Here is a 20,462-nt window from a genome sequence, read left to right as displayed (position 1 = left end):
GGTTTCCGGAACCCCTCAAGCCGTTGTTTTCATTGTATTTCTCATAATGCGGCAGGCAAGGAAATCCGGGATTCCGGATTTCCGGAAAATATCCGTCCGGCGATCCGGACGGACGCATCGTTTCATCGGACGAATCAGTGCTGCACGGCCCGGCTGGCCAGCACGCCCGTCTGCGCGTAGAACTCCTGCTGCGCGAACGCATCGCGCTCGCGGCGGGCGCGCTCGCCGCGATCCGCGAGCGAGCCGACCACGATCCCCACGAACGCGAGCGGCACCGACACGAGCGCCGGGTTGTCGAGGAAGACCGCCGCATGCGCGTGGTGCAGCACGTCGACCCACACCGACTTCGACAGCACCGTGAGCGCGACCGCCGACACGAGGCCGAGACCGCCGCCGAGCACCGCGCCGCGCGTGGTCATCCCGCGCCAGAAGATCGACATCGCGAGCACCGGGAAATTGGCGCTCGCGGCCACCGCCGCGACGAGCCCGACCATGAACGCGACGTTCACGTGCTCGAACAGGATCGACAGCGCGATCGCGACGGCCGACAGCCCGATCGTCGCGGCGCGCGAGATGCGCATCTCGAGCCGTTCGTCGGGCTTGCCGCGCGCCCACATCTGCGCATACAGGTCGTGCGAGATCGTCGTCGCGCCGGCGAGCGTCAGGCCCGCGACCACCGCGAGGATCGTCGCGAACGTGACCGCCGCGATGAAACCGTAGAACCAGTTGCCGCCCACCGCCTGCGCGAGCTTCACCGCGACCATGTTCGAGCCGCCGAGCAGGTCGTGCGTCAGGTTGAACGTGCCGTTCGCGCCGAGCCGGAAGAATTCCGGATGCTGCGCGAGCAGCACGATCGCCGAGAAGCCGATCACGAAGGTCAGCAGGTAGAAGTAGCCGATGAAGCCCGTCGCGTAGAGCACCGACTTGCGCGCCTCCTTCGCGTTCGGCACCGTGAAGAAACGCATCAGGATGTGCGGGAAGCCGGCCGTGCCGAACATCAGCGCGATGCCGAGCGACAGCGCGTTGGCCGGATCGCGGATCAGCTTGCCGGGCCCCATGATCGACAGCGCGCCCGGATGCACGGCCACCGCGCGGCGGAACATCGCGTCGATGCTGAAGCCGAATTCGCCGAGCGCGAGCCACGCGAGCAGCGTCGCGCCGGCGAGCAGCAGCACGGCCTTGATCACCTGCACCCAGGTGGTCGCGGTCATCCCGCCGAAGAACACGTAGACGACCATCAGCACGCCGACGATCAGCTCGGCCGTGCCGTACGACAGCCCGAACAGCAGCTGGATCAGCTTGCCCGCGCCGACCATCTGCACGACGAGGTACAGCACGACGATCGTCAGCGCGTTCGCCGAGGTCAGCAGCCGGATCGGCCGCTGCGCGAAGCGGTACGCGACGACGTCGACGAACGTGAACTTGCCGAGGTTGCGCAGCGGTTCGGCGATCAGGAACATCACGAACGGCCAGCCGACCAGGAAGCCGATCGAGTAGATCAGCCCGTCGAAGCCGAACATGAACACCATGCCGGACAGCCCGAGGAACGATGCGGCCGACATGTAGTCGCCGGCGATCGCGAGCCCGTTCTGCAACCCGGTGATGCCGCCGCCGGCCGTATAGAAGTCGCGCGTCGAGCGCGTGCGGCGCGCGGCCCAGCGGGTGAGCGCGAGCGTCGCGAACACGAACGCGAAGAACATCCCGATCGCGACCGGGTTCAGCTCGACCTTGTCGGGCATCGGGCCGGCGACGCCGGTCGCATGGGCGGTGGAGGAAACGACGGAAACGAGGATGCCCAGCGCGCCGGGCGCGCTCGAAATGAATCGCATGTCGGGCTCCGTCACGGACGTTGCAGGATCGCGTCGACGCGGCGGTCGAACGCACGGTTCGCGCGCAGCACGTAGCACGCGGTCAGGCCGATCGCGACCAGGATGATCGCGACGCCCGCGGCGATCCCGACCGTCGTTGTCGCGCCGCGGTACAGCGGCGCGGCGAGCACGTGCGGCGCGAGCGCGACGAGCAGGATGAAGCCGTAGTACGTGGCGATCATCAGCGCGGTCAGCGTGAAGCTGAAGCGGCGCCGCGCCCGCACGAGTTGCTGGTAGTCGCGGCGCGCCGTGACCGATTCGATGACGGAAAGCTCCATGGTGTCTCCATTTCCGGCTCGTCATGGCGAGCGATGTAGTGTGGAATGGTCGGCGCGCGTCGACTCACCGCCCGCGCCGCGGCGGAACAAGCGATCTACACGACGCGATCCGCCCGCAGCCGCGCGACGTCCTCCGCCGACATCCCGAGCCAGCCACCGAGCACCGCCGCCGTATCGGCGCCGAGCACCGGCGGCGCGCCGCGCACCGGCAGCCGCGCGCCGTCGAAGCGGTACGGCGGCGCGAGCACGTCGACGCCGCCCGCGACCGGATGCGGCTGCCGCGTGACGAGCCCGGCGCGGGTCGCGCGTTCGGACGTCAGCGCTTCGTGCAATCCGAGCACTTCGCCGCACGGAATGCCCGCATCGGCGAGCGCCGCCAGCAGCGTCGCGCGCGACCGGCGCGCGAGTTCGCGACGAATCTCGGGCAGCAGGTCGGCGCGATTCTCCGAGCGGCCGAGGTTGGTCCTGTAGCGTTCGTCGGCCGCGAGATCGGGCCGCCCGATCGCGTCGCAAAAGCGTGCGAACTGCGTGTTGTTGCCGACCGTGATCACGAGCGGGCCGTCGGCCGCGTCGAACACGCCGTACGGCACGATCGACGGATGCGCGTTGCCGTAGCGCGGCGGGTCCTCGCCCATCAGCAGCGCGTCGAGCCCGTAGTACGCGGTGATCATCAGCCCGCAGTCGAACAGCGCCATCTCGATGCGCCGCCCACGCCCGGTCGCCTGGCGCTCGTACAACGCGGCGAGGATCGCCTGCGCCGAATACATGCCGGTGAACAGGTCGACCGCCGCGACGCCGAATTTCAACGGCGGCTGGCCGGCCTCGCCATTCAGCGCCATCAGCCCTGCTTCGCCTTGGACGACGAGGTCGTAGCCGGGCCGCGCGGCCTCCGGGCCCGAGCGGTCGTAGCCGGAGATCGCGCAATGCACGAGCCGCGGATTCAGTTCGGCCAGCGCGTCGTAGCCGAGCCCGAGCTTCTCCGCGCCGCCGCACTTGAAGTTGTGGAGCACCACGTCGGCCTGCGCGGCCAGCTCGCGCGCGATGCGCTGGCCGGCTTCCGTCTGCAGGTCGACGCAGATCGACCGCTTGCTGCGATTCACGCTGTTGAAATAGGTGGTCTCGGTGTCGCCGATCCGCAGCCCCCAGTCGCGCGTATCGTCGCCGCGCGCCGGATGCTCGACCTTGATCACTTCCGCGCCGAAATCGGCAAGCACCATCGCGCACCACGGGCCCGCGAGCACGCGCGAGAAATCGAGCACCTTCACGCCGGCGAGCGGCAACGCGCACGATTCGTTCGTCATCCTTGTCTCCTCCATTCGCGTCGTTCGACTTTATTGTTTCGACAGCGCGATGTAGCGCGCGAGATGGTGATCCTCGTCGCCGAGCTGGTGATCGATCATCACGAGCCGCTTCGCGTAATGCGACAGCGGCAACTCCCACGTCATCCCGATCCCGCCGTGCAGCTGGATGCTCTCCTCGGCGACCAGCGTGCCGATCCGGCCGATGGTGTATTTCGCCGCCGCGAGCGCGCGCTCGCGCACCGCGCGCGGCGCATCGAGCTGCGCGGCCGCGTTGATCACCGCCGAGCGCGCCTGCTCGACTTCGAGCAGCAGGTCGGCCATCCGGTGCTGCAGCGCCTGGAAGCTGCCGAGCGGCAACCCGAACTGCTTGCGCGTGCGCAGATAGTCGAGCGTGTGCGCCTTTGCGACGTCCATCGCGCCGAGCGCTTCCGCCGACAGCGCGAGCAGCCCGTAGCCGAGCACGCGTTCGAGCAGCGCAGCGCCCGCTTCGCCGTCGTGCGCATCCGGCGCGCCGAGCGCGGCATCGCCCGGCAGCGCGACGCGCTCGAAGCGCACTTCGGCCGCGCGGCCGCCGTCGATCTTCCTGTAATCGCGCAGCGACACGCCCGGCGCATCGGCCGGCACGACGAACAGGCCGATGCCGGCCGCGTCGTCGTCGTTGCCCGACACGCGCGCACTGACGACGAAGAACGCCGCCTGCGCGGCCTGGTCGACGACGCCCTTCGCGCCCGTCAGCACCCAGCCGTCGCCCGAACGTTCGGCGCGCGTGCGCACCGTCGTCAGTTCGTAATGCGAGCCCGGTTCGTCGTGCGCGAACGCGGCGCTCGCGCTGCCGTCGATCAGCGCGGCGAGCCGGTCGCGATGCGCATCGCCGCCGGCGAGCGCGAGCGCCCGGCCCGCGAGCAGCGCGCCGAGGAACGGCTCGACGACGAGCCCGCGCCCGAGGCATTCGAACACCACGGCGATGTCGAAGCCCGCGCCGCCGAAGCCGCCGTCGGCTTCGGCGAACAGCACGCCGACCGTGCCGAGTTCGGCGAAGCGCCGCCACATCGCGCGGTCGAAGCCTTCGGCCGACTGCGCGATGCGGTCGCGCACCGGGAACGCGTACTGTTCGGCGATGAAGCGGTTCAACGTGTCCGCCAGCATCCGGCGGTCTTCTGTGTGCTGGAAATCCATCGTCGCGTCCCTCTTACAGCCCGAGCATCATCTTCGCGATGATGTTCTTCTGGATCTCGTTCGAGCCGCCGAAGATCGACAGCTTGCGGTTGTTGAAGTACTGCTGCGCGGCGCTCGCGGCTTCGTCGGGGCCGACCGGTTCGCCGTCGTAATCGGCGTCGAGCGCGTCGTCGACGAACGGCTGCGCGTACGGCCCCATCGCGCGCCGCATCAGCGCGGTGATCTCCTGGCGGATCTGCGTGCCGCGGATCTTCAGCATCGAGCTTTCCGCGCCCGGCACGCCGCCGCCCGCGACCGCGGCCAGCACGCGCAGGTTGGTCGTGCGCATGTTTTCGAGTTCGATCTCGACACGGGCGAGCCGCGCGGCGAAGAACGGATCGTCGGCAAGCGGCCGGCCGTTCTTCGTGACCTTCGCGGCCACCGCGCGCAGCCGGTCGAGCGCGGCGGTCGAGAAGCCGATTCCGGCGATGTTGGTGCGCTCGTACGTGAGCAGGTATTTCGCGTAGGTCCAGCCGCGGTTCTCTTCGCCGACCAGGTTTTCCACCGGCACGCGCACGTCGGTGAAGAACACCTCGTTCACCTCGTGCTCCCCGTCGAGCGTGATGATCGGGCGGACCTCGACGCCCGGCGTGTTCATGTCGATCAGCACAAAGCTGATGCCTTCCTGCTTGCGTACGTCCGTCGCGGTACGCACGAGGCAGAAGATCATGTTCGCGTAGTGGCCGAGCGTGGTCCACGTCTTCTGGCCATTCACGACGTAGTGATCGCCATCGCGCACCGCGCTCGTCTTCACCGCCGCGAGATCGGAGCCGGCGCCCGGCTCCGAATAACCCTGGCACCACCAGTCGGTACCGTCGAGAATGCGCGGCAGCCAGCGGCGCTTCTGCGCTTCGCTGCCGTACTTGATCAGCACGGGGCCGAGCATGTTCACGCCGAACGGCACGATGCGCGGCGCGCCGGCGAGCGCGCATTCGTTGTCGAACAGGAACTTCTGCGCGACGCTCCAGCCGGGGCCGCCGTATTCGCGCGGCCAGTGGCTCGCGAGCCAGCCGCGCGCGTTGAGTGTCGCATGCCATTCGCGCATGTCGTCGCGCGTCAGGTGCAGGCCGCCCTTCACCTTGCGCGCGGTGCGCTCGGGCAGTTCGGCTTGCAGGAAGCGTTGCACTTCCGTGCGGAACGCTTCCTCTTCGGGAGTGAAATCGAGGTCCATCGTGGGTCCGTTGCGAATGCGGTGGGCGTTCAGTCGATGCGGTTCAGGCTCGCGAAATCCGCGCCGCGCGCGACGAGATCGACGAGCAGCGGCGACGGCTTCCAGAACAGCGGATCTTCCTTTGCGAATGAGCGGATATCGGCGAGCACGTTCGCGAGGCCGACCGTGTCCGCGTAGTGCATCGGGCCGCCGCGATAGCGCGGGAAGCCGTAGCCGTACAGGAACACCGCGTCGACGTCGAGCGGGCGCAGCGCGATCTTCTCGTGCACGACGTTCGCGCCTTCGTTGATCATCGCGGCGAGATAGCGGCGCAGGATGTCTTCATCGGTGAACGTGCGCGGCGTGACGCCCTTCTTCGCGCGTTCTTCCGCGACGATCGCGTCGACTTCCGGATCGGGCGTGCCGACGCGCGCGCCGTCCGGATACAGGTAGTAGCCGCGGCCGGTCTTCTGCCCGAACCAGCCGCGCTCGCACAGCCGGTCGGAAATCTCCACGTAGCGCGCGTTCGGATCGCGCGTCGCCGCGCGGCGCTTGCGGGTCGCCCAGCCGATGTCGCCGCCCGCGAGATCGACCACCTGGAACGGGCCCATCGGGAAGCCGAACTCGCGCACCGCGCGATCGATCTGGTACGGCGACGCGCCGTCTTCCATCAGGTAGTCGGCAGCCGTCCGATAGACGGCGAGGATCCGGTTGCCAATGAAGCCGTCGCACACGCCCGCGCGCACCGGCGTCTTCTTCAGTTGCTTCGCCAGTGCGAACGCGGTCGCGACGACGTCCGGGCTCACGCGCTTCGGCACGACGATCTCGAGCAGCTTCATCACGTTGGCCGGCGAGAAGAAATGCAGGCCGGTCACGTCGGCCGGCCGGTCGATGCTCGCGGCAAGTGCGTCGATGTCGAGATACGACGTATTGGTCGCGAGCACCGCGCCCGGCTTGCACACGCGGGCGAGTTCGGCGAACACCGCCTGCTTCACGGCCATGTCCTCGAACACGGCTTCGATCACGACGTCGGCCTGCGCGAGCGCGTCGTACGACGTGCTGCCCTTGAAGCGCGCGAGCCGCGCCGCGTGCGCGGCCGGCGTCATCCGCCCTTTCGCGACGAGGCCGTCGTACACCTTCTCGACGTGCGCCCGGCCGCGCGCGAGCGACGCGTCGTCGCGCTCGATCATCGTCACCGGCAACCCGGCGTCGAGCGCCGCGACCGCGATGCCCGCGCCCATCGTGCCGCCGCCGACCACGCCGATCCGCTCGACCGGCCGCGCGCTCGCGCGCCGCGCCTCGGGCGCCTTCGCCGCTTCGCGTTCCGCGAAGAACGCATGCACGAGGCCCGCGCGCTGCGGGCTGTCGAGGCACTGCAGGAACAGGCTGCGTTCGAACTTCATCCCCGCGTCGAACGACTGCGTGAGCGCGGCCTCGACCGCGTCGACGATCTTCGCCGGCGAGAACAGGCCGCGCGACTTCTTCGGCAATTCCGCGCGCGCCGCGTCGATCGCGGCCTGCGCGGCCGCGCGATCGGCCAGGCCCTGCGCGTCGCGCGTGCGGCGCACCGGCGCGCCGAGCGACACGAGTTCCTGCGCATAGGCGAGCCCTTCGGCGAGCGTGTCGTCGCTGTGCGCGATGCGATCGACGAGGCCGAGCGCGAGCGCTTCCTCGGCGCTCGCATGGCGGCCGGTCAGCATCAGGTCGAGCGCGGCCTTCGCGCCGATCAGGCGCGGCGCGCGCTGCGTGCCGCCCGCGCCGGGCAGCAGGCCCAGCGTCACTTCGGGCAGCCCGAGCTTCGCGCCGGGCACCGCGAGCCGGTAATGCGCGGCGAGCGCGACCTCGAGGCCGCCGCCGAGCGTCGCGCCGTGCAGCGCGACCACGACCGGCTTCGCGCCCGATTCGATCCGTTCGCACACGTCGGGCAGCGACGGCGGCACGGGCGGCTTGCCGAATTCGCGGATGTCGGCGCCCGCGATGAAGTTGCGGCCGGCGCCGACGATCAGCACCGCGCGGATCGCGTCGTCGGCCTGCGCGGCGTCGATCGCGTCGGCGAGACCGCGCCGCACGTCGGCGGACAGCGCGTTGACGGGCGGATGGTCGATCGTGACGACGAGCACCTTGTCGCGCCGTTCGCGCGTGACGGTGCCGGCCGTCGGGCTGGCGGGGGAAGCGGTGGAATTCATCGTGTCTCCAGTGGTGCGGTGCGCCGGGCGGCCCACACCGGTCGGGCGGCCCGCAGCGCCGGTGCGCGAGCCGGTCCAGGCGGCGCGGGCAACGGTCCGGCATGGTTGCCGGGCATGATGCGATTCTCGATTGATCGAGATTCATTGACAATTCCCGCGCGCCTTTACAAGCTGTCAAGCCTGACTTGACAATGAATGCTTTCGGACCGTTCCCGACCGTTTCGGATCGGGAAACGGGACGGATCAGGAGACACCCCGCATGGACCTGAACGCGCTGACGCTGCTCGTCGAGATCCTCGACGCCGGCAATCTCAGCAAGGCCGCGCAGCGGCTCAAGATGAGCCGGGCGAACGTCAGCTACCGGTTGAACCAGCTCGAACGCTCGATCGGGCAGCAGCTCGTGCGGCGCACGACGCGGCGCATGGAGCCGACCGAGATCGGGCTGAAGCTGTACGAGCACGGCCGGCGCATCCGCAACGAACTGCTCGCCGCGCAGGAATCGGTGACGACGCTCGGCCAGGACCTGCAGGGCCGCGTGCGGCTGTCGGTGCCGAGCGGCTACGGGCAGATGGTGATGTCCGACTGGCTGCTCGCGTTCAAGCGGCTGCATCCGGGCATCGTGCTCGACGTGGTGTTCGAGAATCGCGTGGAAGACCTGATGCGCGACGAAGTCGACATCGCGATCCGCGTGATGTCCGAGCCGCCGCAGAACCTCGTCGCGCGCGACATGGGCGCGGTGCGCTACATCGCGTGTGCGTCGCCCGCGTTCGCGGCCGCGCACGGGATGCCCGCGAGCCTCGGCGCGCTGGCCGCCGCGCCGGTCGTCACCGCGACGGTGCTGGGCCGGCAGTTGCGGATCGCCGCGTATCTCGGCGACGAGCGCCACGAGGTGCTGCTCGAACCGACGCTGATTTCGGAGAACTTCCTGTTCCTGCGCCAGGCGATCCTCGCGGGCATCGGCGTCGGCATCGTGCCCGACTACGTGATGCAGGACGACCTGCGGCACGGCGCCGTCGTCACGTCGCTCGATGCGTACCGGCTGAGCATCTTCGGCACCCACATGTACATGCTCTACATGCCGAACCGCCACCACACGCGCGCGACGTCGACGTTCATAGAGTTCATCCTCGAACAGGCCGGAAAGACCGGCCGGGGCGGGCCCGGCGGGATGCGTCAGGGTTTCCTGTCGGATGACAAGCCGCCGGGCGCACGGCGACAATAGCGCGCCGGGGCGGGCAACGCCGTTGCGCCCGCGCCGACGTCAACATCGACGCCGCCGTCTCCTTCGAATTCACTGCTGCCGAGGGTTCAATGTTCGACCGGATTCGTCCGCATTCGCGTCCCTGGACGCTGCTCGCCGCCGTCGCGCTCGTCGCGTTCAACGCCGGCTGCACGTCCCCGTCCGCGCCGTCGGGCGCCGTCGTCCCGGTCGCCGCCGCATCGGGCGCGGCCGTCCCGCTGCCCGGCGTTCACGCGCCCGAACTGTCGTCGGGGTGGGCCGACAAGCCGGGCTGGACCTCGCAGCACTTCATGATCGCGGCCGCGAACCCGCTCGCGACGCAGGCCGGCTACGACATGCTGAAGGCGGGCGGCACCGCGATCGACGCGGCCATCGCGACGCAGATGGTGCTCGCGCTCGTCGAGCCGCAATCGTCGGGCATCGGCGGCGGCGCGTTCATGCTGTACTTCGACGGCAAGACGACGCAGGCGTACGACGGCCGCGAAACCGCGCCGGCCGCCGCGACCGAGCGCCTCTTCTACGGGCCGACCGGCCAGCCGATGGGCTTCTACGAAGGCGTCGTCGGCGGGCGCTCGGTCGGCACGCCGGGCGTGCTGCGCATGCTCGACGCCGCGCACCGCGCGCACGGCAAGCTGCCGTGGCGCCGGCTGTTCCAGCCGGCCATCCGGCTCGCCGAGCGCGGCTTCACGATCAGCCCGCGCCTGGCGATGCTGATCGCGAACGACAAATACCTGAACAACGACCCGGCCGCCCGCGCGTACTTCTACAACGCCGACGGCACGCCGAAAGCCGCCGGCACGGTGCTGAAGAACCCGGCGCTCGCGACCGTGCTGCGCCAGATCGCCGACCGCGGCGCGAATGCGTTCTACAGCGGCGCGATCGCGCGCGACATCGTCGCAAAGGTGCGCAAGCATCCGACCAACCCGGGGCTGCTGTCGCTGCAGGATCTCGCGCGCTACCAGCCGAAGGTGCGCGCGCCGCTGTGCGCCGACTACCGGCGCTCGGTCGTGTGCGGGATGCCGCCGCCGTCGTCCGGCGGCCTCGCGATCGCGCAGATGCTCGGCATGCTCGAGGCGATGCCCGACTGGCAGCAGATCGGCGCGCAGAAGCCGGTGCGCAACGCGGTCGGCTACGAGCCGACGCCGTTCGCCGCCCACCTGTTCAGCGAAGCCGGACGTCTCGCGTATGCGGACCGCGCACGCTACGTGGCCGATCCCGATTTCGTGCCGCTGCCCGGCGGCAACTGGGCGAGCCTCACCGACAAGACCTATCTCGCGCAGCGCGCGCGGCTGATCGGCGACACCAGCATGGGCGTCGCGCAGGCCGGCACGCCGCAAGGCGCGACGCTCGCGCTGGCCGACGACCGCAGCCCCGAATTGCCGTCGACCTCCGACATCGCGATCGTCGACCGCTACGGGCAGGCGCTGTCGATGACGACCAGCGTCGAGGATGCGTTCGGCTCGCGGCTGATGGTGCGCGGCTTCATGCTGAACAACCAGCTCACCGATTTCTCGTTCGCGTCGACCGACAACGGCCGGCCGGTCGCGAACCGCGTGCAGCCCGGCAAGCGCCCGCGCTCGGCGATGTCGCCGGAACTCGTGTTCGACAAGAAGACGAAGCAGGTGACGATGATCGTCGGCTCGGCCGGCGGCCCCGCGATCATCAATCACGTCGCGAAGACGCTGGTCGGCGTGCTCGACTGGGGGATGACGATGCAGCAGGCGATCGCGCTGCCGAATTTCGGGTCGATGAACGGGCCGACGCAGCTCGAACGCGGCCGCGTATCGGACGCGCTCGCCGACGGGCTGAAGGGCCGCGGGCACGACGTGCAGGTCGTCGAGATGAACTCGGGGCTGCAGGGAATCCAGCGGCTGAACGTGCAGGGGCAGACGGTGTGGTTCGGCGGGGCCGATCCGCGGCGGGAAGGCGTGGCGATGGGGGATTGAGCGCGGCAGGCATGGGCGGCGAGTACGTGCTCGTCGCCCGTGCCGTCAGCACGACGTCAGCCGCGCCCCTTCCACGGCACCACCCGCCGCTCGACCCAGCGCATCGCCAGATCGAACAGCCACGCGATCGCACCGATGAGCAGGATGCCCATCACGACAATGTCGGTGCGCAGGAAGCTCGATGCGTTGAGCACCATCTGCCCGAGCCCGGCCGTCGCGGCGACCATCTCGGCCGCGACGAGCGTCGTCCAGCCGAACCCGATCGCGATCCGCAGCCCCGTGAGGATTTCCGGCAGCGCGGCCGGCAGCACCACGTGGCGCACGATCTGCGCGAAGCTGCCGCCGAGCGAATACGCGGCGTTGATCTGCTCGACCGTCGCCGCACGCACGCCGGCGCGCGCGGCCATCGCGATCGGCGCGAAGCACGCGAGGAAGATCACGACGAGCTTCGCCGTCTCGTCGATGCCGAACCAGATCACGACGAGCGGCAGATACGCGAGCGGCGGCAGCGGCCGATAGAACTCCAGCAGCGGATCGAGCACGCCGCGTGCGATGCGGCTCACGCCCATCAGGATGCCGGCCGGCACGCCGATCGCGGTCGCGAGCGCGAACGCACCGAACACGCGGGCAGCGCTCCACAACAGATGATCGGACAACGGCAGGCCGCCCTGGATGCGGCCGTGCCACGCATCGACGAACGCGGTCCACACCGCTTCCGGCGCGGGCAGGAACAATGGCGGCAGCCACTGCAGATGCGTCGCGACCCACCACAGCACGGCCAGCGCCGCGACCGTCGCCGCGCTGAGCCCGGCCGTCCTCCCCTGCCCCGGCAACCGGTAGCGATGCGAGGCGCGCGCCGGACGCGGTACGTCGCGCCGCTGCGTATCGCGTCCGTCCGGCCCGAAGCCCGCGGCCGCTCGATCGGCCGCCCAAGAATCCTGCGTGCTCATGTCGTCCTGCCTGTGCAAAGTACTGATCCGGCCACGCCCGACGGACGCGCCCTGCCGCGCGAACTCGTGCATCACGCCGGCTCCGCGACCGCCTCGTCGCGATGCAGATACGCGATCAGCCGCTCGCGCCACGCGATGAAATCCGGCGACGATTTCACCGCGCGCGCGTCGCGCGATTCGACGTAGCGGCGCGCGAACGGCAGCTCGAAGGTTTCGGCAATGCGGCCGGGGCCCGGCGTCATCACGACGAGACGCGTCGCGAGGAACAACGCCTCCTCGACGTCGTGCGTGATGAAGAACACCGTCTTGCCGGTGCGCGCCCACACGTCGAGCACGAGCGCCTGCATCGTGCCGCGCGTCATCGCGTCGAGCGCACCCATCGGCTCGTCCATCAGCAGCACGCGCGGGTCGCTCGCGAGCGCGCGCGCGATGCCGACGCGCTGCTGCATCCCGCCGGAGAGTTCATACACGCGCGCATGCGCATGGCGCTCGAGGCCGACGAGCGCGAGCATCTCGTTCGCACGCGCTTCGCGTTCGGCTTTCGACACGCGCGCGAAGCGCAACCCGAGCGCGACGTTCTCGAGCACGTCGAGCCACGGCAGCAGCGCGTATTTCTGGAACACGACGCCGCGATCGGCGCCGGGGCCCGTGACCGGCACGCCGTCGACGCACACGTCGCCGGTCGTCGGCGCGACGAAGCCGGCCATGCAGTTCAGCAGCGTCGTCTTCCCGCACCCGGACGCACCGAGCGCGACGACGAATTCCCCGGACTCGATGCGCAGGTCGACGCGCGCGAGCGCCTGCGTCGTCGGCCTGCCGCGCTCGCCCGGATAGGCGACCGATACCTGACGGACTTCCAGCGTGCTCATGATCGAAGGGCTCCGCGACGAAAGGGCTAACCGGCCGCGCTCAGCGCGCGGCCTTCTGCACGAACTGCGGATCGACGCCGGCCGAATAGTCGGCGAGCACCGTCTGGATCGTGCCTTGCGACTTGAGGAATGCAGCCGTGGCCGCGAGCGACTTCGCGGCGCCCGATTGCGCGCCGCCGCCGAGCCACGTCGGCGATGCCTGCTCGGCCGCCGTCGGGAACGCGTAGAGCGCGAGGCTGGCCGGCACGTCCTGCGCGTTCGCGCCGGACACCTTCGCGACCGCCGCGACCTGCGGCGAGCCGAGCTTCCACGCGGCAGCGTGCGCGCGGTAGTCGGCGTCTGCCGCTGCGAGCACCTTCACGAAGCGCGTGACGAACTCGGGGTTCTCGCGCGCGAACTTGCGGCTCACGACGAAGCCGTCGAAGGTCGACTTGCCGCTTTCCTTCGCAACCTGGCCCGACGTCGTGAGCACGGTGCCCGACTGCTTGACCTTCGCGAGTACCGGATCCCAGATGTAGGTCGCGTCGATGTCGCCGCGCGCCCACGCAGCCGCGACTTCGGGCGGACGCAGGTTGACGATCTTCACGTCGTTCGGATTGACGCCCGCTGCCTGCAGCGCGACGAGCGTATGGAAGTGCGACGTCGACACGAACGGCACACCGATCTTCTTGCCCTTCAGCCCGGCGACGTTCGTGACGCCCGAACCGTTGCGCGCGACGAGCGCCTCGGCGTCGTTGATGTTGTCGAGCACCCAGAACAGCGAGATGTCGAGCCCCTGCGACAGCCCGGCCGCGATCGGGCTCGAGCCGGCTTCGCCGAGCTGCACGGAGCCCGATGCCAGCGCGCGGATCACGTCGGCGCCGCTGTCGAGCTTGCGGAACGTGACCTTGTAGCCGGTCGCCTTTTCGACTTCACCGCTCGCCTGCGCGTAGCGCCACGGCACGACCATGTCCTGGTACGCGATCACGACTTCGCGCGATTCGGCGTGCGCCGCGCCCAGCGCGGCAAAGGCGGTCAGCGCGACGACGGCGCGGCGGATGAAGCTGAAACGGGACATGCGGCTCTCCTTCGAATGCGGGCATTGCTGCGGGAGAGCCGACTTTACGGGCTTTGCGCGCGGCGGGAGCGAACTTATCCTGCGAAGCTATCGATGCCGTTTCAGCTTTGCTTTTCATGCTCGACCGGATTGCGCGTCCGGTCGGGTGACGATTGGCGTGCGCATGCGCGGATCATCGCCGCGCCAACGAAAAAGCCCGCATCGCTGCGGGCTTTTTTCGACTGCTCGAGACTGCTGCAGATGGAGGCGAGCGCGAGCGCTCAGACCACCCCCGCCCCATGCGCCTGCAGGTCGGCGTGATAGCTCGAGCGCACCATCGCGCCGACGGCCGCGTGCGTGAAGCCCATCTTGTACGCCTCTTCCTCGTACATCTTGAACGTATCCGGATGCACGTACGCGCGCACCGGCAGGTGGTGCTCGGACGGCTGCAGGTACTGGCCGATCGTCAGCATGTCGACGTCGTGCGCGCGCAGGTCGCGCATCACCTGGAGGATTTCCTCTTCGGTCTCGCCGAGGCCCACCATCAGGCCCGACTTCGTCGCGACGTCCGGATGCAGCGCCTTGAAGTCCTTCAGCAGCTTCAGCGAGTGCGCGTAGTCCGAACCCGGGCGCGCTTCCTTGTACAGGCGCGGCACCGTTTCGAGGTTGTGGTTCATCACGTCGGGCGGCGCGGCGTTCAGGATCGAGATCGCGCGGTCGAGACGGCCGCGGAAGTCCGGCGTCAGGATCTCGATGCGCGTGTCCGGCGACTGTGCACGCGTTTCGCGGATGCACTCGACGAAGTGGGCGGCGCCGCCGTCGCGCAGGTCGTCGCGATCCACGCTCGTGATCACCACGTACTTGAGCTTGAGCGCGGCGATCGTGCGCGCGAGGTTCTTCGGCTCATCCGCGTCGAGCGGATCGGGACGGCCGTGGCCGACGTCGCAGAACGGGCAGCGGCGCGTGCACTTGTCGCCCATGATCATGAACGTCGCGGTGCCCTTGCCGAAGCATTCGCCGATGTTCGGGCAGCTCGCTTCCTCGCACACGGTATGCAGGTTGTGCTCGCGCAGGATCGTCTTGATCTCGTTGAAACGCGAGCTGCCGGTGGCCGCCTTCACGCGGATCCACTCCGGCTTCTTCAGCTTTTCGATCGGAATGACCTTGATCGGGATGCGCGCCGTCTTCGCCTGCGCCTTCTGCTTGGCGGTCGGATCGTAGGCAGGGGTCGCGGCCGTATCGGCCGGTGCGGGAGAAGCGGTAACGTCAGTCATTCGATTGTTCCAGTGCGTGCGGCTTGTCGGCGGCCGCGGATGCGCCGTCGAGGTTGGCGATCAGACGGCTCACCAGCGTGTGGGCGACGTCGTTCCAGTCGGCGGCAACCCCGAGGCTCGCCATGTCGACGGTTTCCAGTCCGGCATAGCCGCACGGGTTGATCGCGAGAAACGGGCGCAGATCCATCTTCACGTTCAGGCTCAGCCCGTGATAGCTGCAGCCGTTACGGATCTTCAGGCCGAGGGCCGCGATTTTCGCGCCCTCGTGCACGCCGGATGCCACGTAGATCCCGGGCGCGCCCGCCTTGCGGACCGAAGCGAGATTATACGCCGCGAGGGTTTCGATCACGGCCTCCTCGATCTTCGTCACGAGCGTGCGCACCATCAGCTTGCGCCGGCGCAGGTCCAGCAGCAGGTAGACGACGATCTGGCCGGGGCCGTGGTAGGTGATCTGTCCGCCGCGGTCGACCTTGACGAGCGGCACGCCGCTGTCGGCCACCAGCAGGTGCGCCGGGTCGCCGGCCTGGCCGAGCGTGTAGACGGGCGGATGCTCGACCACCCAGAGCTCGTCGCCGGTGTCGGCCGTGCGCGTGTCGGTGAACGCGCGCATCGCGTCGAAGCTCGCGTCGTACGCCTCGCGGCCCCGCCATCGCACGGTGACCGGCTGGGCCGGTTGAGCCGGGACGCCGGCGGGCGATGCGGAAACGGCGACAGGCGTGGACACGATGGAAACCGGCGAAACGGACATGGGCGGTAGTTTACCGAAAACCCGTGGGTCTCGCCGGCCTGGGGACGGGGACGGATCGCCGGTATCCGTCGGATGAAACGATGGTCAGACGGTGCGCCAGCCGTCATGCAGCAGCGCGCTCACGCGTTCGCGCAGCCGGGACAGCCCGCCGAGCGCGACTTCCCGCGGCGGCCGCGACACCGAGAACGCGACGCGTGCGCCCTCGCGGCCTTCCGCGCTGAGCCACAGCCGCTCGCCGCGGCGCAGCTTCAGCGTCTCGCCGTCGGCCAGGAAGTAGTCGTCGACGTCGTTGCTGCGCGTCGCCCAGACCGGCCCGCACTGGACGACCAGCCGCGTGCTGCGCTGCACCTTCATCGGCACGGTCTCGCCCGGGGGAATTTCGAAGGTGATGCTTGAAGAGATTTCTTGCATGATCGACTCCGCCAATAAGTGCTTCGATGACTACAATCCTAGTCACTTGAAGGTGTCCGACCAAACGACCAATTTTCACGTCGATGTGAGGAAAATTAGCAAATGGACCTCCGCCAGCTGCCGGCGCTGAACGCGATTCGCGCGTTCGAAGCCGCCGCCCGCCACGAGAACTTCTCGCGCGCCGCCGACGAGCTGTTCGTCACGCACGGCGCGGTCAGCCACCAGGTGCGCGCGCTCGAGGAAGAGCTCGGCGTGCAGCTGTTCACGCGCAACGGCAAGCGGCTGTGCCTGACCGACGCCGGCATGCGCTACGCACAGCAGATCCGCACCGCGCTGATGGTGATCGCCGACGCGACGCGCGACGTGCGCGCGAGCGACCGCGACCGGCGGCTGGTCGTGTCGATGCTGTCGTCGTTCGCCGCGCGCTTCATCACGCCGCGCATCGGCACGTTCATCGAGCGGCATCCGGAAATCGACGTCGAGCTGCAGTCGACCAACTCGCTCACCGATTTCGCGCGCGACGACGTCGATCTCGCGATCCGCTTCGGCTTCGGCAGCTATCCGGGGCTGCACGTGGAGCCGCTGTTCGAGGAGGTGTTCTTTCCGGCGTGCGCGCCGACGCTGAACGGCGGCAAGCTGCCGCAGACGCCCGCCGATCTCGCGCACTACCCGCTGCTGCGTTCGGACGACGAGCTATGGCGGCCGTGGTTCGACGCGGCCGGGCTCGACACGCTGACCGAGCCGAAACGGGGGATTCTGTACCAGGATTCGTCGAACCTGCTGCTGGCCGCGATCGAGGGCCAGGGCATCGCGCTGGTGCGCCGCTCGCTCGCGGTGCACGACCTGCTCGACGGGCGCATCGTGCGCCTGTTCGACATCGACGGGCCGAGCCCGTGGCACTATTTTTTCGTGTGTCCGCCGCCGCTCTTGAACACGCCGCGCGTGCAGGCGTTCCGCACCTGGCTGTTCGAGGAAGTCGCCGAATACAAGCGGCTGTGCGACGAGCTGGACGCGCGGCGCGCGGCGGGGAAATGCCCCGCCGAGTGCGCGCGGGAAGGAGGATGGAAAGGGATCAGCGGCCGTTTGCGCTGACCCCGGACGCCGGAACGGGCGTTAAAGGACGACCTTGACCATCGGATGGCCGGTCAGTGCGCGATAGATGTTGTCGAGCTGTTCCTGGCTCGTCGCGCGCACGGTGATCGTGAGGCCCGTGTAATTGCCGCCGCTCGACGCACGTTCCTCGATCTTCTCGACGTCGATCTCGTTGTCGTGAACGGCGACGACCTTGAAGATCGTGTCCTTGAATTCGGGGTGCGCCTTGCCCATGATCTTGATCGGGAAATCGCACGGAAACTCCAGCAGCGACTCCTTCCGGGTCTCGATCGCGCCGGTCACCTCGACGGTTTTGGTCGGTTCGCTCATCATTTTCTCCGGGTTAGGTCAAACTGTTCAAACTCGCGTGCCTTCGCACGCTGGTACGCGTCGTAGAGCGCCGCGAACACAGGGCCCGGCTTGCCGCCCTGCACGGGCAGATCGTCGAGCGACGTAACGGGCAGGATTTCCTTGGTGGCCGACGTCAGCATGATCTCGTCGGCCGTACGCAGCTCGACCTCGCTGATCTCGCGCGCGACGAACCGGATCCCGCATTCTTCGGCCAGCTGCTCGACCAGCGCGTAGCGGATCCCTTCGAGGATCTTGTTGCTGCGCGGCGGCGCGAACAGTTCGCCGTTCTTCACGATCCACACGTTCGACGACGAGCCTTCGGTCACGTTGTCGTCGCGCAGCTGGATCGTCTCGAACGCGTCGCGTTCGGCCGCATGCTGCGCCATCAACACGTTGCCGAGCAGCGAGATCGACTTGATGTCGCAATGCAGCCAGCGGCGATCCTCGGCCGTCACGCAGCGCACGCCCTTCGCGCGCTCCGCTTCGGACGGCAGGCGCAGCGGGGTCGTCATCGCGAACACCGTCGGCACCGCGTTCGCCGGGAACGCGTGACCGCGCTTCGCGACGCCGCGCGTCACCTGCAGGTAGACGAGCGCGTTGCCGTCGGCGAGGCCTTCCGCGTTCGCCGCGACGACCCGCTCGATCAGCGCGCGCCAGCCGGCCGCATCGTGCGGGTCGTCGATGCCGATCTTCTTCAGGCTGCGCGCGAGCCGGTCGAGATGCTGTTCGATCCGGAACGGCACGTGCGCGCCGTCGTGCGCATACACGGGGACGACTTCATACACGCCGTCGCCGAAGATGAACCCGCGGTCGAGCACCGGCACACGGGCTTCGGACAGCGGCACCAGTTCCTCCTGCGCCGAGACGCTGAGGTAGACGATCGGTTCGAATTCGGCTTGGCTCATAGCTTTGACAGATGGGGATGAAGTCGTGAAAACAAAGGCCCGTCGTGCTTACTTCTTCTTGCTGAACATCAGCAGGATCGAGTCCCAGATACGTCCGAAGATACCCGCTTCCGGCACCGCCTGCAGCGCGACGACCGGGAATTCGGACAGCGTCTTGCCGTCGGCGACGATCTTCACGGTGCCGACCTGCTGGCCTTGCGCGAGCGGCGCGATCAGCGGCGCGTTGACGTCGACCTCGGTCTTGACCTTGTCGCCGAGGCCGCGCGGCACGGTCGCCCACTGGTCGCCCTTCACGCCGACCTGCACGGTGTTGTCCTTGCCCTTGTAGACGCGCGGCGTCGAGATCGCCTGGCCGCCCTTGAACAGGCGCACCGAATCGAACGCGCTGTAGCCGTAGTTCAGCATCTTCATGCTGTCCTGCGTACGGTCGCTTTCCTTCTGCTCGCCCATCATCACCGACACGAGGCGGCGCTGGCCGTCGACGCCCGGGATCGCGCGCTTCGCCGACGCGATCAGGCAGTAGCCGGCCGCCTGCGTGTGGCCCGTCTTCAGGCCGTCGACCGTCGGGTCGAGCCACAACAGACGGTTGCGGTTGCCCTGGCGGATGTTGTTGTACTTGAATTCCTTCTCCGAGAAGATGCCGTAGTACTGCGGAAAATCGCGGATCAGGTGGGCCGACAGCTTCGCGAGATCGCCGGCCGTCGTGTAGTGGTTCGGGTCGGGCATGCCGTTCACGTCGGCGAAGTGCGTGCCCTTCATGCCGAGGCGCGCCGCCTCGTCGTTCATCAGCGTGACGAACTGCCCTTCGCTGCCGCCGACCAGTTCGGCCAGCGCGATCGCGGCGTCGTTGCCCGACTGGATGATCATCCCGTACACGAGGTCGTGCACGGACACCGGCTTGTTCGCCTCGATGAACATGCGCGACTCGTCGCGGCCGACGCGGCGCACGGCTTCGCTCGGCGTGACGATCTGCTCCATCGAGATCTTCTTCTTGTCGAGCGCCTCGAACACGAGGTAGGCCGTCATCAGCTTCGTCAGCGACGCCGGCTCGACGCGTTCGTCCGCATTGCCCGATGCGAGCACCGTGTTGCTCGTCGCGTCGACGAGCACCCACGAGCGCGCGTTCACGCCCGGCGGCGGCACCGCGCCCGGCATGTAGGTCGCGGGCGCGCCGGTGAACTGCTCGGCGGCCGGCGCCGCATGCGCGGCCTTGGCCTTGGCGGCCGGCTTCGCCTCGGCGACGACGATCGTCGATGCGAGCGCGACGGGCAGCATCACGCCGAGCGCGACGTTGCGCGCGGCGGTGCTGAAGGCGATGGAGGAAGCGAGGGACTTGAGGCCTTGGGAAGACAGACGCATGATCGATTCAGGCTGATGGCAGAAAGTGCGGTGCGAAACGCGCAGGGTTGAACGGCAAGGCGGCGGGCGTGTCGGGCATTCGCCCGACACCGTCGGGCGACGCGAAACGCGCCGGTTGGACTCGTGCGGGCGCGTTCGGTTCGCGGCCGTCGCGAGCGGGCGGACAGGCGGCGAAACGAGCGCCGCAGGGGCCCAGCCGGGCCGCGGGCAACGCGAAATGCGGCCATTATACGTGGCCGCGAACGGCGTTTTCGCGAACCGGGCAGCGGACGTCCGCAACCCC

Annotated in this window: 18 protein-coding genes; 3 read left to right on the top strand and 15 right to left on the bottom strand. The window is 68.8% G+C overall.

Annotated features, from left to right (window positions below; translation table 11 throughout):
* Nucleotides 1–134: 134 nt before the first annotated feature.
* The 6 genes from A9Z05_RS23510 to A9Z05_RS23485 form a co-directional block, all read right to left on the bottom strand.
* Nucleotides 135–1,829 (bottom strand): cation acetate symporter, encoded by a 1,695-nt coding sequence (locus tag A9Z05_RS23510; RefSeq protein WP_069620223.1) that lies wholly within the window; start codon nt 1,827–1,829, stop codon nt 135–137.
* An 11-nt stretch (nt 1,830–1,840) separates the two neighbouring features.
* On the bottom strand, nt 1,841–2,146 hold the full coding sequence (locus A9Z05_RS23505) for a DUF485 domain-containing protein (protein WP_069620222.1): 306 nt from the start codon (nt 2,144–2,146) through the stop codon (nt 1,841–1,843).
* Nucleotides 2,147–2,241: 95 nt separating this feature from the next.
* Complete coding sequence (locus A9Z05_RS23500; protein WP_069620221.1) at nt 2,242–3,447, bottom strand: CaiB/BaiF CoA-transferase family protein; 1,206 nt, start codon at nt 3,445–3,447, stop codon at nt 2,242–2,244.
* 30 nt (nt 3,448–3,477) lie between these two features.
* Nucleotides 3,478–4,623: an acyl-CoA dehydrogenase family protein gene (locus tag A9Z05_RS23495; RefSeq protein WP_069620220.1), complete on the bottom strand. Its 1,146-nt coding sequence runs from the start codon at nt 4,621–4,623 to the stop codon at nt 3,478–3,480.
* 13 nt (nt 4,624–4,636) lie between these two features.
* Nucleotides 4,637–5,833: an acyl-CoA dehydrogenase family protein gene (locus A9Z05_RS23490; protein ID WP_069620219.1), complete on the bottom strand. Its 1,197-nt coding sequence runs from the start codon at nt 5,831–5,833 to the stop codon at nt 4,637–4,639.
* A gap of 29 nt (nt 5,834–5,862) precedes the next feature.
* A complete protein-coding gene (locus A9Z05_RS23485; RefSeq protein ID WP_069620218.1) occupies nt 5,863–7,998 on the bottom strand; it encodes a 3-hydroxyacyl-CoA dehydrogenase NAD-binding domain-containing protein in 2,136 nt (711 codons plus the stop codon).
* Nucleotides 7,999–8,257: 259 nt separating this feature from the next.
* On the opposite strand from A9Z05_RS23485, the gene A9Z05_RS23480 reads away from it, so the two are divergent.
* Nucleotides 8,258–9,220, top strand: a complete 963-nt coding sequence (locus A9Z05_RS23480) for a LysR family transcriptional regulator (protein WP_069620217.1) — start codon at nt 8,258–8,260, stop codon at nt 9,218–9,220.
* Nucleotides 9,221–9,309: 89 nt separating this feature from the next.
* Nucleotides 9,310–11,184: a gamma-glutamyltransferase gene (gene ggt / locus A9Z05_RS23475; protein WP_069620216.1), complete on the top strand. Its 1,875-nt coding sequence runs from the start codon at nt 9,310–9,312 to the stop codon at nt 11,182–11,184.
* A gap of 56 nt (nt 11,185–11,240) precedes the next feature.
* Here the strand turns inward: ggt and A9Z05_RS23470 are convergent, their stop codons facing one another.
* The 6 genes from A9Z05_RS23470 to A9Z05_RS23445 all read right to left on the bottom strand — a co-directional run bounded on the left by A9Z05_RS23470 (nt 11,241) and on the right by A9Z05_RS23445 (nt 16,472).
* A complete protein-coding gene (locus tag A9Z05_RS23470) occupies nt 11,241–12,206 on the bottom strand; it encodes an ABC transporter permease subunit (RefSeq protein WP_069620215.1) in 966 nt (321 codons plus the stop codon).
* Entirely contained in the window at nt 12,206–13,003 is a 798-nt protein-coding gene (locus tag A9Z05_RS23465) for a taurine ABC transporter ATP-binding protein (protein WP_069620214.1), read from the bottom strand. The genes A9Z05_RS23470 and A9Z05_RS23465 overlap by 1 nt, the downstream gene beginning before the upstream one ends.
* 40 nt (nt 13,004–13,043) lie before the next feature.
* Entirely contained in the window at nt 13,044–14,060 is a 1,017-nt protein-coding gene (gene tauA / locus A9Z05_RS23460; protein WP_069620213.1) for a taurine ABC transporter substrate-binding protein, read from the bottom strand.
* A gap of 260 nt (nt 14,061–14,320) precedes the next feature.
* Nucleotides 14,321–15,313 (bottom strand): lipoyl synthase, encoded by a 993-nt coding sequence (gene lipA, locus A9Z05_RS23455; RefSeq protein WP_006477693.1) that lies wholly within the window; start codon nt 15,311–15,313, stop codon nt 14,321–14,323.
* A complete protein-coding gene (gene lipB, locus A9Z05_RS23450) occupies nt 15,306–16,061 on the bottom strand; it encodes a lipoyl(octanoyl) transferase LipB (RefSeq protein ID WP_069620212.1) in 756 nt (251 codons plus the stop codon). Before lipB ends, lipA begins: the two co-directional genes overlap by 8 nt.
* Before the next feature lie 84 nt (nt 16,062–16,145).
* On the bottom strand, nt 16,146–16,472 hold the full coding sequence (locus tag A9Z05_RS23445; protein WP_069620312.1) for a DUF2917 domain-containing protein: 327 nt from the start codon (nt 16,470–16,472) through the stop codon (nt 16,146–16,148).
* 102 nt (nt 16,473–16,574) lie between these two features.
* On the opposite strand from A9Z05_RS23445, the gene A9Z05_RS23440 reads away from it, so the two are divergent.
* A complete protein-coding gene (locus A9Z05_RS23440) occupies nt 16,575–17,564 on the top strand; it encodes a transcriptional regulator GcvA (RefSeq protein WP_069620211.1) in 990 nt (329 codons plus the stop codon).
* Nucleotides 17,565–17,585: 21 nt separating this feature from the next.
* Here the strand turns inward: A9Z05_RS23440 and A9Z05_RS23435 are convergent, their stop codons facing one another.
* Genes A9Z05_RS23435 through A9Z05_RS23425 form a run of 3 tightly spaced genes read right to left on the bottom strand, consistent with a single transcriptional unit; the run spans nt 17,586 to nt 20,179 of the window.
* On the bottom strand, nt 17,586–17,894 hold the full coding sequence (locus A9Z05_RS23435; RefSeq protein ID WP_011546305.1) for a YbeD family protein: 309 nt from the start codon (nt 17,892–17,894) through the stop codon (nt 17,586–17,588).
* Entirely contained in the window at nt 17,894–18,820 is a 927-nt protein-coding gene (locus A9Z05_RS23430) for a D-amino acid aminotransferase (protein WP_069620210.1), read from the bottom strand. Before A9Z05_RS23430 ends, A9Z05_RS23435 begins: the two co-directional genes overlap by 1 nt.
* A gap of 48 nt (nt 18,821–18,868) precedes the next feature.
* Nucleotides 18,869–20,179 carry a D-alanyl-D-alanine carboxypeptidase family protein gene (locus A9Z05_RS23425; RefSeq protein ID WP_069620209.1) on the bottom strand — a complete coding sequence of 437 codons (1,311 nt, stop codon included), beginning with the start codon at nt 20,177–20,179 and terminating at the stop codon, nt 18,869–18,871.
* Nucleotides 20,180–20,462: the final 283 nt, after the last annotated feature.

The sequence above is a fragment of the Burkholderia sp. A2 genome, assembly GCF_001729305.1.
In the GTDB taxonomy this organism is placed as follows: Bacteria; Pseudomonadota; Gammaproteobacteria; order Burkholderiales; family Burkholderiaceae; genus Burkholderia; species Burkholderia sola.
This window is presented reverse-complemented; position numbering and strand designations above follow the sequence as displayed.

Coding starts and splice junctions, on each gene's coding strand:
- A9Z05_RS23510 (WP_069620223.1), bottom strand. CDS start 1,829: ATGCGATTCATTTCGAGCGCGCCCGGCGCGCTGGGCATCCTCGTTTCC.
- A9Z05_RS23505 (WP_069620222.1), bottom strand. CDS start 2,146: ATGGAGCTTTCCGTCATCGAATCGGTCACGGCGCGCCGCGACTACCAG.
- A9Z05_RS23500 (WP_069620221.1), bottom strand. CDS start 3,447: ATGACGAACGAATCGTGCGCGTTGCCGCTCGCCGGCGTGAAGGTGCTC.
- A9Z05_RS23495 (WP_069620220.1), bottom strand. CDS start 4,623: ATGGATTTCCAGCACACAGAAGACCGCCGGATGCTGGCGGACACGTTG.
- A9Z05_RS23490 (WP_069620219.1), bottom strand. CDS start 5,833: ATGGACCTCGATTTCACTCCCGAAGAGGAAGCGTTCCGCACGGAAGTG.
- A9Z05_RS23485 (WP_069620218.1), bottom strand. CDS start 7,998: ATGAATTCCACCGCTTCCCCCGCCAGCCCGACGGCCGGCACCGTCACG.
- A9Z05_RS23480 (WP_069620217.1), top strand. CDS start 8,258: ATGGACCTGAACGCGCTGACGCTGCTCGTCGAGATCCTCGACGCCGGC.
- ggt (WP_069620216.1), top strand. CDS start 9,310: ATGTTCGACCGGATTCGTCCGCATTCGCGTCCCTGGACGCTGCTCGCC.
- A9Z05_RS23470 (WP_069620215.1), bottom strand. CDS start 12,206: ATGCACGAGTTCGCGCGGCAGGGCGCGTCCGTCGGGCGTGGCCGGATC.
- A9Z05_RS23465 (WP_069620214.1), bottom strand. CDS start 13,003: ATGAGCACGCTGGAAGTCCGTCAGGTATCGGTCGCCTATCCGGGCGAG.
- tauA (WP_069620213.1), bottom strand. CDS start 14,060: ATGTCCCGTTTCAGCTTCATCCGCCGCGCCGTCGTCGCGCTGACCGCC.
- lipA (WP_006477693.1), bottom strand. CDS start 15,313: ATGACTGACGTTACCGCTTCTCCCGCACCGGCCGATACGGCCGCGACC.
- lipB (WP_069620212.1), bottom strand. CDS start 16,061: ATGTCCGTTTCGCCGGTTTCCATCGTGTCCACGCCTGTCGCCGTTTCC.
- A9Z05_RS23445 (WP_069620312.1), bottom strand. CDS start 16,472: ATGCAAGAAATCTCTTCAAGCATCACCTTCGAAATTCCCCCGGGCGAG.
- A9Z05_RS23440 (WP_069620211.1), top strand. CDS start 16,575: ATGGACCTCCGCCAGCTGCCGGCGCTGAACGCGATTCGCGCGTTCGAA.
- A9Z05_RS23435 (WP_011546305.1), bottom strand. CDS start 17,894: ATGAGCGAACCGACCAAAACCGTCGAGGTGACCGGCGCGATCGAGACC.
- A9Z05_RS23430 (WP_069620210.1), bottom strand. CDS start 18,820: ATGAGCCAAGCCGAATTCGAACCGATCGTCTACCTCAGCGTCTCGGCG.
- A9Z05_RS23425 (WP_069620209.1), bottom strand. CDS start 20,179: ATGCGTCTGTCTTCCCAAGGCCTCAAGTCCCTCGCTTCCTCCATCGCC.